The organism is Neolewinella sp. (assembly GCF_965214665.1).
Taxonomy (GTDB): Bacteria; Bacteroidota; Bacteroidia; order Chitinophagales; family Saprospiraceae; genus Neolewinella.
The window spans coordinates 660,769-673,484 of sequence record NZ_OZ243970.1; the positions used below are offsets into that span (position 1 = coordinate 660,769).

The following is a 12,716-nucleotide window of genomic DNA, read 5'->3' on the forward strand; positions in this document are numbered from 1 at the left end:
GAAAACTGCGACAGAAATGTTATGCACCGCGGGGACATTAGGGCTTACGCTAAAGCTGAATTGGTACAACTTATTATTCAACCGCAGAGTGACGCAGAGCCGTCATTAGATGTGTCTCTGCGGTCCTCTGTGCACTCTGCGGTAGATTCCTTACTGCAGTACATGCGTCCGCGCACGATCAGCTATCTAACATACCGCGCAGCAGCGCCTGTGTTTCCTTCGGCTCCGCACTTCCCCCACTACGCTTCATCACCTCGCCCATAAAAAAGCCGATCAGGCCCTTCTTGCCGCCCCGGTAAGCGGAGACCTTACCCGGGTGGGCGGCAATGACCTCGCCGGCCACCTGGCGGAGGAAGTTGGTGTCGGTGTTCTGGATCAGTCCCAGTGCCTCGGCACGTTCTTGCGGATCGCCGGGACACTCTAGTAGGTCCGGCAGCAGGCGGGAGGCGGCGTTGGCGGCGCTGACCTTGCCCGCGGCGATGAGTTGCTGTAGGCCGGCGATCTGCTCGGGGGTAAGGGTGAGCTCCCGCTGCTGGAGGTGAGGCAGGATGCGGTTGACCCACAGCTTACTGAGCTCGGGTACGGAGGGGGAGGCCGCGGCGTAGCGGAGGAAAGTAGCGAGGTGGTGGCGGTCCTCAGCAATCAGGGCGATATCTTCGGGGGCGAGGGCAAGATCGAGGAGTTGCGCATCGGCCTGCCAGGGGAGGGTGCCAAGGTCGGCGCGGAGGTCCTGTACGTAGTTCTCGCTAAGGACTACCGGCGGTAGGTCCGGATCGGGAAAGTAGCGGTAGTCGTGGGCATCCTCCTTATCGCGTAGGGCGGAGGTCGTGCCGGATTGGGGATCGAACTGACGCGTTTGCTGCTGCACGCTGCCGCCGGATTCAAGAATACCGATCTGACGCTCGACCTCGTAGGCGATGGCCCGGCGGGCAAAGCGCATAGAATTCATGTTCTTGATCTCGGCACGGGTACCGTAGGCTGCCTGCCCGGTCGGGCGTACGCTGATGTTGACGTCGCAGCGTAGGCTTCCTTCCTCCATATTGCCGTCGCTGATACCAAGCCAGCGTACCAGCCGGCGCGTGGCGCTCATGAAGGCATCGACTTCCTCGGCGCTGCGGAGGTCGGGCTCGGTGACAACTTCCAACAGTGGGGTGCCGGCCCGATTTAGATCGACGCGGCTGCATGCTTCCCCCTCCGCGTGAACGGACTTACCGGCATCTTCCTCCATGTGAATATGGTGGATTATTACCTCCCGGTTGACCTCCCGCCCAGCGGCATCGGTATAGCGGATGGGTAGGGCACCCCCGATACAAATGGGCGACTCGTCCTGGGTGATTTGATAGCCCTTCGGCAGGTCGGCGTAGAAGTAGTTCTTACGGTCGAAGGTGCTGCGGTGGTTGATCTTGCAGCCCAGTGCCAGCCCAAGTCGTACGGCATACTCTACCTGCCGCTCGTTCAGGTAAGGTAGGGTGCCGGGATAGCCCAGGCTCACCTCACTGATGTGCTCATTCGGCGCGGCCCCAAATTCATTACGGTCGGCGCAGAAGGCTTTACTCTCGGTAGCGAGTTGCACGTGCGTTTCCAGTCCAATAACGGTCTCCCACATAGTCAGTAAACTGCAGCCTCCCCCGATAGCTATCGGGGCGGCAGTAAAATGCAGCCTCTGGCTGCGATGGTGCCAAATTACAGCATCCCCCCCAACCGCTCCACCACCGCATCCACCTCCCCCCGCGTATTGTGGTGACTAAAGCTAAATCGTATAGTATGCCGCGGCGAATCCGGGTACAAATGCCCCACGACGTGCGAGCCCACGTCGATACCACTCGAACAGGCCGAGCCCCCACTGGCGGAAATACCATTCAGGTCCAGGTTCATCAGCAACAAATCCCCCTTCGGCGACTGGGGGAAGCTCACCGACAGCACCTTGGCATGTCCCTGCTCCGGATCGCCGTTGAAGGTTACCTCCGGATAACGGCTGCGTAGCTGCTCCATGAAGTAGGCCTTAAGTTCGTGCATATGGCTCATTCGCACCTCCCGCTGCTCCACGGCCCGCTGTAGGGCCTTGGCCAGTCCGACGATGCCGTAGATGTTTTCGGTGCCGCCGCGCATGTTTCGCTCCTGTGCCCCGCCGTCCACGAAGGGGCCTACAATATTGTCGCTATTGATGTACACGAAGCCTACGCCCTTCGGACCGTAGAACTTATGGGCCGAGCCGGATACAAAGCTGACGCGAGTAGCCGCCAGGTCGATCGGGTAGTAGCCCATGGTCTGCACAGTGTCGCAGTGGAAGAGTGCACCCGCGTCCCCGCACAGTTTAGCCACCTCCTTCAGCGGCAGCAGGTTGCCGATCTCGTTATTGGCGTGCATCAGACTCACCAGGGTCTTACGGTCATCGCTCGCCAGTCGCCGTTCCAGGTCGGCTAGATCCACGTGGCCCTTTTCATCGATTGCTACCATCTCGATCTCGACTGCTCCCGTCGCCCGAATCGCCTCCAGGCTGTGCAGCACGCAGTGGTGCTCGAGGGGGGAGGAAATGATGCGCTTTACGCCGAGGTCGCGCACCGCATTTTTCAGGGCCATGTTGTTGGCCTCGGTGCCCCCGGAGGTAAAGAATATCTCGCCGATGCTACAGTTTAGGGCGTTGGCTACGGTCTTGCGGGCGGCCTCGATCAGACTACGCGCCTTGCGCCCCTCGGCGTGGATGCTGGAGGGGTTGCCGTAGGTGTCGGCCATTACCTGGGTCATGGTGGCGAGTACCTCGGGGTCTAGGGGGGTGGTGGCGGCGTTGTCTAGGAAGATTCGTGAAGGATTTACCATTTACAATTTACCGTGTACCATTTATAATTTATGTGACAGCTCGCTTCGCTCGTCGGGTGGGGCAGCAGCTTCGCTATAGGTCCAATTCGTGGTTCAAACCAACCGCCGCCGGTGCCAAGTCACACTCAGCGGAGCTCCAGCAAGATAGGACAGTGGTCGCTATGCCTAGCTTCAGTAAGGTGCTTTACGTCCACCAGCCGGTCCAGGTAGCTGCGGCTAAGGCTGTGGTAGTCAATGCGCCAGCCCTTGTTATTGTTACGGGCGCCTGCCCGGTAGCTCCACCAGCTGTACATCTCCCGGTCGGGGTAGAGGTGGCGGAAGGTATCGACGGTATCGGACTCGGCGAACCACTTAGTCATCCACTCCCGCTCCTCCGGCAGGAAGCCCGTAGTGGTCTCGTTGCGCTTGGGGTCGTGGAGGTCGATGGGGTGGTGGGCGATGTTGTAGTCGCCTACGACCAGGAGGTTGGGCCGCGTCTTGCGTAGGTCCTGTACAAAGGCCAGGAAGTCATCCAGGAAGCGGTACTTAAATTCCTGCCGGTGATCACCCTGACCGCCATTGGGGAAGTAGCAGTTGAGAAGGGTGAGGTCACCGAAGTCGGTGCGGATCACCCGGCCCTCACAGTCGTATACCTCCAGCTGACAGCCTTCCACCACCAGATCGGGAGCCTGCCGGCTCAGGGTGAGTACGCCGGAGTACCCTTTTTTGCTAGTCGCGCTGTGCCAGGCACCGAAGCGTAGTCCCATCTCGGCGAGCTCGGCCGTGTCGACCTGCTCCGGGGTCGCCTTGGTTTCCTGTAGGCAGAGCACGTCGATTTCGGTCTCAGCCGCCCATTCAGCTAGGCCCTTTTTCAGCGCGGCGCGGATACCGTTGACGTTGTAGGTGACAATCCTCATGGTGTGGCAAAGAGTTCCTGTAGCTGACTGGCCTCGCTCGGCTTCATCCGTCCGGCCAGTACCAGGCGCAGTTCGCGGCGGCGCAGGGCGGCGGCGTAACGCTGCTGCTCGATCTCCGTCAGTGGGACGAGCTCCGGTACAGGCACTGGGGAGCCGTTGTCCTTATCCAGGGCCACGAAGGTGAAGTAGGCGTGGTGGGTGCGGCGCGGGTGGGTGCCCTGCATGGTAGCGGCAAAGACCTCCACGTAGACTTCGATGCTCGTGTTGAAGGCCCTGGTGACGCTGGCCTCCAGGGTGATTACCTCCCCATTACGGATGGGGCTCTGGAAGGCCACGTTGTCGACACTGGCGGTCACCACCGGACGGGCACAGTGCTTACCGGCGCAGATGGCGCAGCAGATGTCCATCCACCGCAGCATATTGCCGCCCATCAAGTTGTCCTGCGGGTTGGTATCGTTGGGCATCACCAGCTCCGACATCGTAGTGAAGCTATCAGCTACGCGCTTGGGGGCCGGCCGGCTCATTGCTGCATCACTCCGGGGCGATCCAGTACGGGTAGCTCGGTCAGCATCTCTTCCCCGATGGTATCGGGGGCAAAGACGTAGCGCTTATCCAGCATGTGCTCCCCATCATTGAAGCTTACCCAGTACTCGTTGCTAATACTGAAGAGGGAAGGCTGGATAGGTTCGATCTTAACGGCTTCCCGTGGCGGGAGGGTCTGGTGGAAGTGGCGGAGCACAGTAGTCGTCTTGTTCACTCCTTCGACACTTCCGTAGCCCTGACTGGTCACGAGTACATTCTCCAGCGGCGTATCCCGCAGGTTGATCAGGTAGATGTCCCAGAGCTCCTCGGCGGACTCCTGCCGGGGCACCACGGCGACGGCTACGTCGGTGACCGCGGGGGGGGAAATGTCTTTCTTCATGGGCTCACGCGCAAATGGGCCGCAAAGGTAGGCATTTCAGAACCCTTTGGTAAGCCCCACTTCGATGCGTGTCCGGTCTACGTCCAGCCGCTCCTCCCGGTAGGTCGGGCTGAAGGCATGACTCGTACCCAATAGCACGCCCCAGCTGCGCCCGAACCGGTACCGCAGTTGCAGCCAGCCATCCACCCCCCAGCGGTGTATCCGCGGATCGAGGTAGGGACTAACTCCGTTTGCTAGGGGATTAAACGAGGAGTGGGCAAGGGTACTATTCAGGGCCGTGCGGTCGAGCGCACCCATTCCAGGTACGCCTGAGACCACCGGCCCCTCACCGGCCAGCGCATACCGCAGCCCCACTCCGGCGCCCACGCTCAAGCGGCCCTCACGGCCCAGCGTGCGAATTATCCCGCTACGTAGCGATAGCTCATGGGTGTAGAGAACTTCCGAAGCATCCGCGACGGCCCCCCCAGTAAGCGGTCCTGTACGATCCAACAGCTCGCTTAGCTCCTGCTGCGTCAGCGGATCGGCCCACACCTCCCTGGCCCCGTAGTCGTAGCGCAGGGCCAGCGGCAACCGCCAGCGTCCCCGCCCCAGCAGATAGTCCACTTCAGCAAAACCGCCCGGCCGTCGTGAGGTCGTATAGGTGCTAGCCCCCAGAGCTGCGACCACCCTCACCGGTCTCTCGGCGGAGATAATCTCCGCTACAACCACCGGTAGCGGTAAGGTGAGCGGAACGTCAAGTAGCGCGATAGGTAGCGTAGGAAGGGTTATGACCGTATTCTCTTCATATGGGAAAACCGGCGGCAGTACGTCCGGCTGGGCGGGGCGCGCCGGTGCAAGGCTGCTCGTAGCTACCCCAGCAACTATCCCGACATCCTGACGGCTAGTGTTAGTAAACCCGTCCGTAGACTCCGGTATGGAACGGGGAGCTGCGGCTAGTGAATTAGCGGGGACAGCGGGGAGCGACTCGGGGGCGTTTTCAGTCGTAGCAATCGCTATGGCTGCGGCCTCCCGTGAAGACCACTGCACCTGCGTTCCCGCCCCGATCAGTCCTGCAAGCAGGAGTGCCAGGAGGAGCCAGGGGAGGGGACTACGGCGGCGGCGGCGGCGGCCTTGGCTGAGGCGGTGGTCCATGTCCTGCCAGGCCTCGTTCCAGAAGGCCTCGTTGGCTGACCAGGTGGTGGGGGGCTTATCCGGCATAACGGTTGTGTTGGTGGGTGGATTGGGCGAGGCGGTCGCGTAGCAGTTGGCGGGCCTTACTGAGGTGCCAGCGGCTGTTGCCCTCGCTGAAGTGAAGTTTGCCGGCGATCTCGGCGTGGCTGTAGCCCTCTATGGCAAAGAGCCAGAAGACCTCCTTGCTGGGCTCCGGCAGTAGGTCGATGAGCTTGCAGAGGTCGTCGGCGTAGAGGCGGTGGGTGACGGTATCGTCGGTGGCCTGGTCCCAGTCGGCGATCTCCAGGGTAGGGCGCTGCCGCCGGCGGCGGTACTGATCGACGGTGTAGTGAAAGACCAGCCGTTTCACCCAGCCCTCCAGACTACCCTCCCAGCGGAACTGATCCAGGCGTTCGAAGACCTTCATCATACCGCCGTTGAGTAGGTCCATGGCCTCGTCGCGCCCGGGCGCGTAGCGGCGGCAACTGGTGAGGGCGGCCGGGGCGTACCGCCGGTAAAAGGCCTCCTGGGCCCTACGATCCTGCTTCAGGCAGGCCGCCACCAGTGTACGCTCATTGGTATAGTCGACGGCCGCCACCTTAGAAGCGGGTGCCGATAGTGAAGATGAGGCGGCGGTAGTTGATGCGGCGGCTGACGAGCTCCAGGTTCTGATTTTCCGTACGGAACTCCACCTGCGTAAAGCGGTAACCCACGTCAAATAGCAGCGTGCCCCAACGACCCCGTGGGGGCAGTAGAGCCACCCCCAGAGCGGGATGGGCTACGTATCCGAGGCTTCGTCCGCTGAGCCGCAAATCAGGGTGGCCCAGGGGAAGGTTGGCACCGGTCAGTAGGCGGACGAGTGGACGTAGCCGTCCGTCACCAAACTGGTATTCCGCCAGGCCCGTGAGCAGGAGGACGCGCTCGTCGTTGCGGGGGCTCATAACCTCGGCACCGCCACCTACCCCTACGAGCACCCTGCCCACGGGCCGGACGTAGTGGTAGGCCGCCCCGGCCCCGACATTGAGTTGCCCCCGACCACCGAACTGGTTAAAGGGGAGGGGGGAACGCGAGAGGCCCATCGTAGTGGTAAGCTGGTGCCGCCAGCCGCGGTCGGGGGCCGCGGTGACGTCCTGTGCCTCAGCGGTAGGGTCGTCCCTGCGCATCAATTCCTCCCGGTCCAGGCCGAAGTGTACCCGTACGATACGACGCCAGGGAATGGTACTCACCCGACCGCCACGGTCTTCAATCGTGACCTGGCGGCCGTAGTCGTATTCGGTCACCGTGCCGCTGCGGTTGCGGCCGCCGCGTACCTCCACCCGGTCAGCGTAGAGCTGCTGGTCCTGCGCTACCACAACCGAGACACTCAGTAGGAAAAGTAGGATGAGGGAGTAGCGCATGGTTGACCGGTCGACTAGGTGAATATACGGACGGTAGGAGGTAGTGGTACTAAAGTTCTACGGGGCAGATGGAAATATCGCTCACCGCGATTACCTCTCCGGCCTCCGTGTAATCGTACTGCCGGATGCCGGCCTGCTCCCAGCCGAACACAATCAGTTCGGGGCGGTCGTGCCGTACGATGATGTCCCTGGCATTAAAGTCAGGCTCGGTAGTCAGGAGCGGACCGAGGCGGCCGTCTTCCCCCAGGGCAAATACCTTGATGCCCAGGGTGCCACTACAGAGGTAGAGGCGGTTCTCCTTTACGCCCAGGCCGTGGCTCTGCTGCATGGGGATTGTTTGCAATTCCGTTGGCCTTCGGGGTTCGCTTACATCTAGCACGATCAACTGGTCGGCCTGATTGCCGCAGTCACTTCCGCCCCACATCGTCACGTAAGCTACGTCGTCCTGCACCACTACGGGGTCACAGCTCAGCACGTGTTCAAAGGTGGACAGGTGCTGCGGACGCAGGGGGTTACGCACGTCGTAGATGTGCATGCCCGTGGTGGAGCCGATGTAGAGTTGGTCTTTGTACGGAAAGATGGTCTCGATGTCCCACCCCAGGGCGGTGGTGCCGACGAAGGCGGGCTCGGCAGGATTCTCCAGCGAAAACGTGCGCAGGCTTTGCTGATCTACGGCGTAGAGCGTGCCGTTGGAAATGGTGAAGCGGGCTAGGCTGCCCCCTTGTCCTACTACTTCGGTGGTGAACCCGGCGCTGCGACTGCCGGACATGTTATTGGTGATGCTCGTAGAGGCAAAAAAGATGCCGTCTGCCCAGAAGCTGCTCTCCCTAGCACGGGCCTCGCTACAGCTGAGCTCCATCACCTCATCGGTGGGAAGGTACTCCACGATGTACTCTCCGGTGTAGGCAAGTTCTCCGGCGAACACCGAATAGAGTTCGAAGACGTCCTCCGTCCGGTGCAGGAACGCCGGCTCTCGTGGGTCCGTCAGGTCGAAGGCCAGTAGGTCGAGGTACTGACTGACGTAGAGGATGTCGTTGCGTACGGCGATGCCCTGTCCGCCGGGAATGGGCAGAAAGCTCAGCGGCCGGGGGGCGTCGTTATCGCGGTTGTCGAAGATATGCAGGCCGGCATTGCGGTCTACGATGAAGAGGTAATCACCGTAGACGTAGAAGCCGGAGGGCTCGCACACCTCGCTGGCGGCCTCGTAGGTGAAGTCGGTACTACGCCAGTCCGCCGCCGAGACCAGTACGGGCTGGTAGCTCTGGTAGTGTACGGTTTCCATGCATTCGTCCTCGACACAACCGCTGAGCAGGAGGGAGAGTACTAGGGCGAAGTAAGTAAGTAGGCGCATGAGGGGGGATTTGGTCCGTCAGACGTAGTAGCGGTACTCCGGCGTTGGTGGCCGGGGTAAAATTCTGCAGAGCAACAAATGGCCGGCCTGCCGCTTTTACCCTCCGCCGTCAGTTGCCACCGCCTATGTCCAGCCTGCGCCGGGTCAGTCGATTTTTCTCCCTCGTCAAGTTCAGCCATACGATCTTCGCCCTGCCCTTCGCGCTGCTGGGCTTCTTTCTGGCCACCCTCGACCGCGGCGTACTGAGCCTGGTAAAGCTCCTGCTCGTGCTCGGCTGCATGGTCTTCGCCCGTTCGGCGGCCATGGCCTTTAACCGCTACCTCGACCGCCACATCGACCGCAGGAACCCCCGCACGGCGGTGCGCGAGATACCGGCGGGGGCCATCTCGGCCACCGCCGCCCGCAATTTCGTGCTGCTCAATTGCGGGCTCTTTCTGGCGTGTGCCGGGTTGCTTAACCCACTTTGTTTGGCCCTTGCCCCGGTAGCATTAGCCGTTGTCCTGGGCTATAGCTACACCAAGCGCTTCACCTACCTCTGTCATTTTGTACTCGGACTCGGACTGGCCCTGGCACCCGTGGGAGCCTATCTGGCCGTGACCGCGACGTGGGCAGTGCTTCCGGTGCTGTACGGCACGGTGGTACTGCTCTGGGTGGCGGGCTTTGACATCATCTATGCGCTGCAGGACGAGGAGTTTGACCGGCGGGAGGAGCTTTACTCCATTCCGGTACAACTCGGAACGGTAGGGGCCCTGCGGCTGGGACGCGTACTGCACCTGCTCTGTGCGGCCATTCTTGTTTATGCCCTGTACTTACAGCACCAACTGTATCCGGAGTTTGGCTGGCTTACGGCAGTGGGGGGCGGGCTGTTTTTGTCTCTGCTGGCCTACCAACACAGCCTGGTGCGGCCGGGTGATCTGAGCCGGGTGAACCTGGCATTCTTTACGACTAACGGAGTGGCTAGTGTGGCCTTTGGGCTGATCTCTATCCTGGATATCTACGTGTAGCGACGGCTAAAGCCGTCGCTACAGAACGGAGGCGAACTGCCGCAGAAAACGCACGTCATTCTCAAACATCAGCCGGATGTCCTGGATGTTGTACAGCAGCATGGCCTGCCGCTCGATGCCCATGCCGAAGGCGTAGCCGCTGTAGCGCTCGGGGTCGATGCCACAGTTGGTCAGCACCTGCGGGTCGACCATACCGCAGCCCATAATCTCCAGCCAGCCGGTGCCCTTGGTGATGCGGTGGTCATGCTCGGTCTGTAGGCCCCACCAGATGTCCATCTCGGCACTAGGCTCGGTGAAGGGGAAGTAGCTGGGGCGTAGGCGAATTTTCGTTTCCAGCCCGTACATCGCCCGGGCGAAGTGTAGCAGGGTCGCCTTCATATCGGCGAAGCTGACGCGCTCGGCGATGTAGAGCCCTTCCACCTGGTGAAACTGGGCGTGGCTGCGGGCGCTGATGGTTTCATTGCGGTACACCCGCCCGGGGGCAATGATGCGGATGGGGGGCTTTTGCGTCTCCATCGTCCTAGCCTGCACCGAGCTAGTGTGCGTACGCAGGAGCATGGCGGTATTATCGGGCCAGGCGGGCATACCGGCGCTGACGTAGAAGGTATCCTGCATATCGCGGGCGGGGTGGTCCTCCGGCGTATTCATGGCCGAGAAGTTGTGCCAGTCGTCCTCGATCTCGGGTCCCTCGGCGACGGTAAAGCCGATGCGCTCGAAGATGGATACGATGCGCCGCATGGTCAGCGCGATGGGGTGGCGGCTGCCCAGGGGGAGGGGCTCGGCGGGGGCGGTGAGGTCGAGGTCGCTAGCTTCCTGGCTTTGCTCCCCGTTTTTGGTGGCTGTCAGTAGGTCATCGTACCGCTGCTGGGCCACCTCCTTGGCTCGGTTGACCAGTTGGCCGAACTCCCGCTTGCGCTCGTGGGGGATGGTCCGGATCTCACCCATCAGGGGCTTAAGCACGTTCTTACTGCCCAGGTAGCGGATCCGGAAGGCCTCGACGGCCTCGGGGGTAGGGGCCGGGGCGGATTCGATCTCGGCGATCAACTGGGTCAGGCGGTCGAATACTTCCATGGCGGCGAAGATAGCCACGTCGTTGGGTCCGGACCTATCTTGGCGGGGTGAGGCTGCGCGAACTATGGCAAGACTGGGGGTGGCTGACGGTAAGTATACCGGGCATCTTCGTAGGGCTCGTATTCTCGCCAGTGGTGCTTTCATTGGCTACGATCCTCACGGTCGTCGCACTGGTGCTCGATCCACGGCGTGGGATCAGTCCGCAGTGGCGGGCCGGGATTCCCACCGTGCTCCACTCCTCACTTTTTTGGGGGCTGGCCGGGCTCTACCTGGTGATGCTGGTGGGGGTGTGGCAAACCGAAGACTGGGGTTACCTGCTGGAGCGGTTACGCATCAAGCTTCCCTTGCTACTGCTACCCATCGCCTGGGCGGCGCTGCTACCCCGTCCGACGGCCCCCCCCCGTCCGACGGGGTTGCTCCTTCTCTGCATCTTCGTGAGTCTGGTAGTTGGAGGGGTGCTGGTAAACTACGCCCTTCACTTCCAGGAGATCAATGCCCTCATCGTGCAGGCCCAGCCCGTACCCGTGCCGCGGCATAATCACATCCGCTTCAGTTTGTTGATGGCCCTGTGCGCGGTGATCGGTCTGCACGGAGGCCTGCAGTACCGCCATTGGTGGCTCGGCGCGCTAGGGGCCTTTCTGTTTATCGCCCTCCACGTACTGGCGGTACGCTCCGGACTGGCAGCCGCCTACGCCGGTGTGGGCGTGCTACTGGTGTGGCGAGCTATCGGCCTGCGCCGCTTTAGGCTACTGGCGATCGGTCTTGTGGCCTTGATCGTGCTTCCGACCGTGGCCTACCTCACGGTACCGACCTTCCGTACCAAGTTGCAGTACATGCGCTACGAGTTACTGCACCGTGATCGAAACCAGGACAGTGGCGAGTACTCCGATACCGGGCGACTGACCAGCATCCGATTGGGTCTGGAAGTATGGCGTGAGCATCCGCTACTGGGGGTAGGCTTCGGCAACTTGCGCCGAGTCATGGACGATAAGTACGCCGTTGTCCTGCCGGGTGTGCCCGGTAAGCGGCCGCACAATCAGTTCGTCACCGCGCTGGCGGCCGGGGGGGTGGTGGGCTTCGTCATCACGGTCGGTTGTTTCTTGCTGCTGGGTTTTAGGGCAGGTAGGTGGCGCGACCCGCTGTACTTCGCCCTATGGACCATGCTCACCCTGAGCTGCCTGGTCGAAAACACACTGGAAACTTCCGTGGGCGTGACCCTCTTCACGCTGATGGTACTCCTGTTTGCCTACCCCCCGAAGCGGAAGCCGGGGTAGAGCATCATGCCACCGTCGATGTAGATCGTAGCTCCGGTGATGTAATCACTCACGTCACTGGCGAGGAAGGCGCAGAGGTTGGCGATATCTTCCCCCTCGCCGATGCGGCCGTAAGGAACTAGTTGAAGTAGCTTTTCCATGGCCTGCTCGGTGCTCCAGGCGGCCTTATTGATGTCGGTGCGAATGGCTCCGGGGGAGATGGCGTTCACCCGGATCTTATCGGCGGCCAGTTCCTGGGCCATCGACTCCATCAGCATCTTCACGCCCCCCTTAGCGGCGGCGTAATTGACGTGACCCGCCCACGGGATCTCGTCGTGCACACTGCTCATACAAATGATTTTACCGGCCGATTTGCTGTGCCCGTGCACGCCCTGCCTACGGAATACCCGGGCGGCCTCGCGGCAGCAGAGGAATTGTCCCGTCAGATCGACGTTGATCACGCGGTTCCACTCGGCGAGCGTCATTTCGGTAAAGGCGGCGTCGGCTTGCAGTCCGGCATTGGCCACCAGTACGTCGAGGTGACCGTAGGCATCGGCGCAGGCCTGAAACAGGCGGGCTACGTCATCCTCCTTAGAGACATCAGCCTGTACCACGATGGCCCGCCCACCTGCCTCGGAAATTACCTCGGCCGTATCGTCGGCCTCCTCTTTGCTGCTGTGGTAATTGATGACTACGTTCATGCCCTCGGCGGCCAGTCCGATGGCGCAGGCCCGTCCCAGCCCGGTGCTGGACCCGGTGACGATGGCGGTTTGTCCGGCGAGATCAATGTTCATACTACATGGTGGTTTGCCTGCTCAACCGGGTCGCTACGGGGGTGGTTCGTTACCTTTGGCCA

At 61.6% G+C, this 12,716-nt stretch carries 13 protein-coding genes; 2 read left to right on the plus strand and 11 right to left on the minus strand.

Annotation, left to right across the window (positions count from 1 at the left end; genetic code table 11):
* Window positions 1-178 precede the first annotated feature (178 nt).
* The 9 genes from gatB to ACOOHD_RS03105 all read right to left on the minus strand — a co-directional run bounded on the left by gatB (window position 179) and on the right by ACOOHD_RS03105 (window position 8,532).
* Window positions 179-1,606 carry an Asp-tRNA(Asn)/Glu-tRNA(Gln) amidotransferase subunit GatB gene (gene gatB / locus ACOOHD_RS03065; RefSeq protein WP_420460093.1) on the minus strand — a complete coding sequence of 476 codons (1,428 nt, stop codon included), beginning with the start codon at window positions 1,604-1,606 and terminating at the stop codon, window positions 179-181.
* A 77-nt stretch (window positions 1,607-1,683) separates the two neighbouring features.
* The gene (locus ACOOHD_RS03070; protein ID WP_420460094.1) at window positions 1,684-2,817 is read right to left on the minus strand and encodes a cysteine desulfurase family protein; all 1,134 of its coding nucleotides are present in this window, start codon (window positions 2,815-2,817) and stop codon (window positions 1,684-1,686) included.
* A 125-nt stretch (window positions 2,818-2,942) separates the two neighbouring features.
* Window positions 2,943-3,713 carry an exodeoxyribonuclease III gene (locus tag ACOOHD_RS03075; protein ID WP_420460095.1) on the minus strand — a complete coding sequence of 257 codons (771 nt, stop codon included), beginning with the start codon at window positions 3,711-3,713 and terminating at the stop codon, window positions 2,943-2,945.
* Entirely contained in the window at window positions 3,710-4,192 is a 483-nt protein-coding gene (locus tag ACOOHD_RS03080; RefSeq protein WP_420460096.1) for an acyl-CoA thioesterase, read from the minus strand. Before ACOOHD_RS03080 ends, ACOOHD_RS03075 begins: the two co-directional genes overlap by 4 nt.
* A 41-nt stretch (window positions 4,193-4,233) precedes the next feature.
* Window positions 4,234-4,635, minus strand: a complete 402-nt coding sequence (locus ACOOHD_RS03085) for a hypothetical protein (protein WP_420460097.1) — start codon at window positions 4,633-4,635, stop codon at window positions 4,234-4,236.
* 36 nt (window positions 4,636-4,671) lie between these two features.
* Complete coding sequence (locus tag ACOOHD_RS03090; RefSeq protein WP_420460098.1) at window positions 4,672-5,832, minus strand: hypothetical protein; 1,161 nt, start codon at window positions 5,830-5,832, stop codon at window positions 4,672-4,674.
* The gene (locus tag ACOOHD_RS03095) at window positions 5,822-6,382 is read right to left on the minus strand and encodes an RNA polymerase sigma factor (protein ID WP_420460099.1); all 561 of its coding nucleotides are present in this window, start codon (window positions 6,380-6,382) and stop codon (window positions 5,822-5,824) included. The genes ACOOHD_RS03090 and ACOOHD_RS03095 overlap by 11 nt, the downstream gene beginning before the upstream one ends.
* Before the next feature lies 1 nt (window position 6,383).
* A complete protein-coding gene (locus ACOOHD_RS03100) occupies window positions 6,384-7,181 on the minus strand; it encodes a hypothetical protein (protein WP_420460100.1) in 798 nt (265 codons plus the stop codon).
* Window positions 7,182-7,230: 49 nt separating this feature from the next.
* The gene (locus ACOOHD_RS03105) at window positions 7,231-8,532 is read right to left on the minus strand and encodes an LVIVD repeat-containing protein (protein WP_420460101.1); all 1,302 of its coding nucleotides are present in this window, start codon (window positions 8,530-8,532) and stop codon (window positions 7,231-7,233) included.
* A gap of 125 nt (window positions 8,533-8,657) precedes the next feature.
* On the opposite strand from ACOOHD_RS03105, the gene ACOOHD_RS03110 reads away from it, so the two are divergent.
* Window positions 8,658-9,536 carry a UbiA-like polyprenyltransferase gene (locus ACOOHD_RS03110; RefSeq protein WP_420460102.1) on the plus strand — a complete coding sequence of 293 codons (879 nt, stop codon included), beginning with the start codon at window positions 8,658-8,660 and terminating at the stop codon, window positions 9,534-9,536.
* Between the two features lie 18 nt (window positions 9,537-9,554).
* Here ACOOHD_RS03110 and pheS read toward each other — a convergent pair whose 3' ends face one another.
* A complete protein-coding gene (gene pheS, locus ACOOHD_RS03115) occupies window positions 9,555-10,607 on the minus strand; it encodes a phenylalanine--tRNA ligase subunit alpha (RefSeq protein WP_420460103.1) in 1,053 nt (350 codons plus the stop codon).
* 47 nt (window positions 10,608-10,654) lie between these two features.
* On the opposite strand from pheS, the gene ACOOHD_RS03120 reads away from it, so the two are divergent.
* Window positions 10,655-11,881 (plus strand): O-antigen ligase family protein, encoded by a 1,227-nt coding sequence (locus tag ACOOHD_RS03120; RefSeq protein ID WP_420460104.1) that lies wholly within the window; start codon window positions 10,655-10,657, stop codon window positions 11,879-11,881.
* Here ACOOHD_RS03120 and ACOOHD_RS03125 read toward each other — a convergent pair.
* Window positions 11,854-12,654 (minus strand): SDR family oxidoreductase, encoded by an 801-nt coding sequence (locus ACOOHD_RS03125; protein WP_420460105.1) that lies wholly within the window; start codon window positions 12,652-12,654, stop codon window positions 11,854-11,856. The genes ACOOHD_RS03120 and ACOOHD_RS03125 overlap by 28 nt on opposite strands.
* Between the last annotated feature and the right edge of the window lie 62 nt (window positions 12,655-12,716).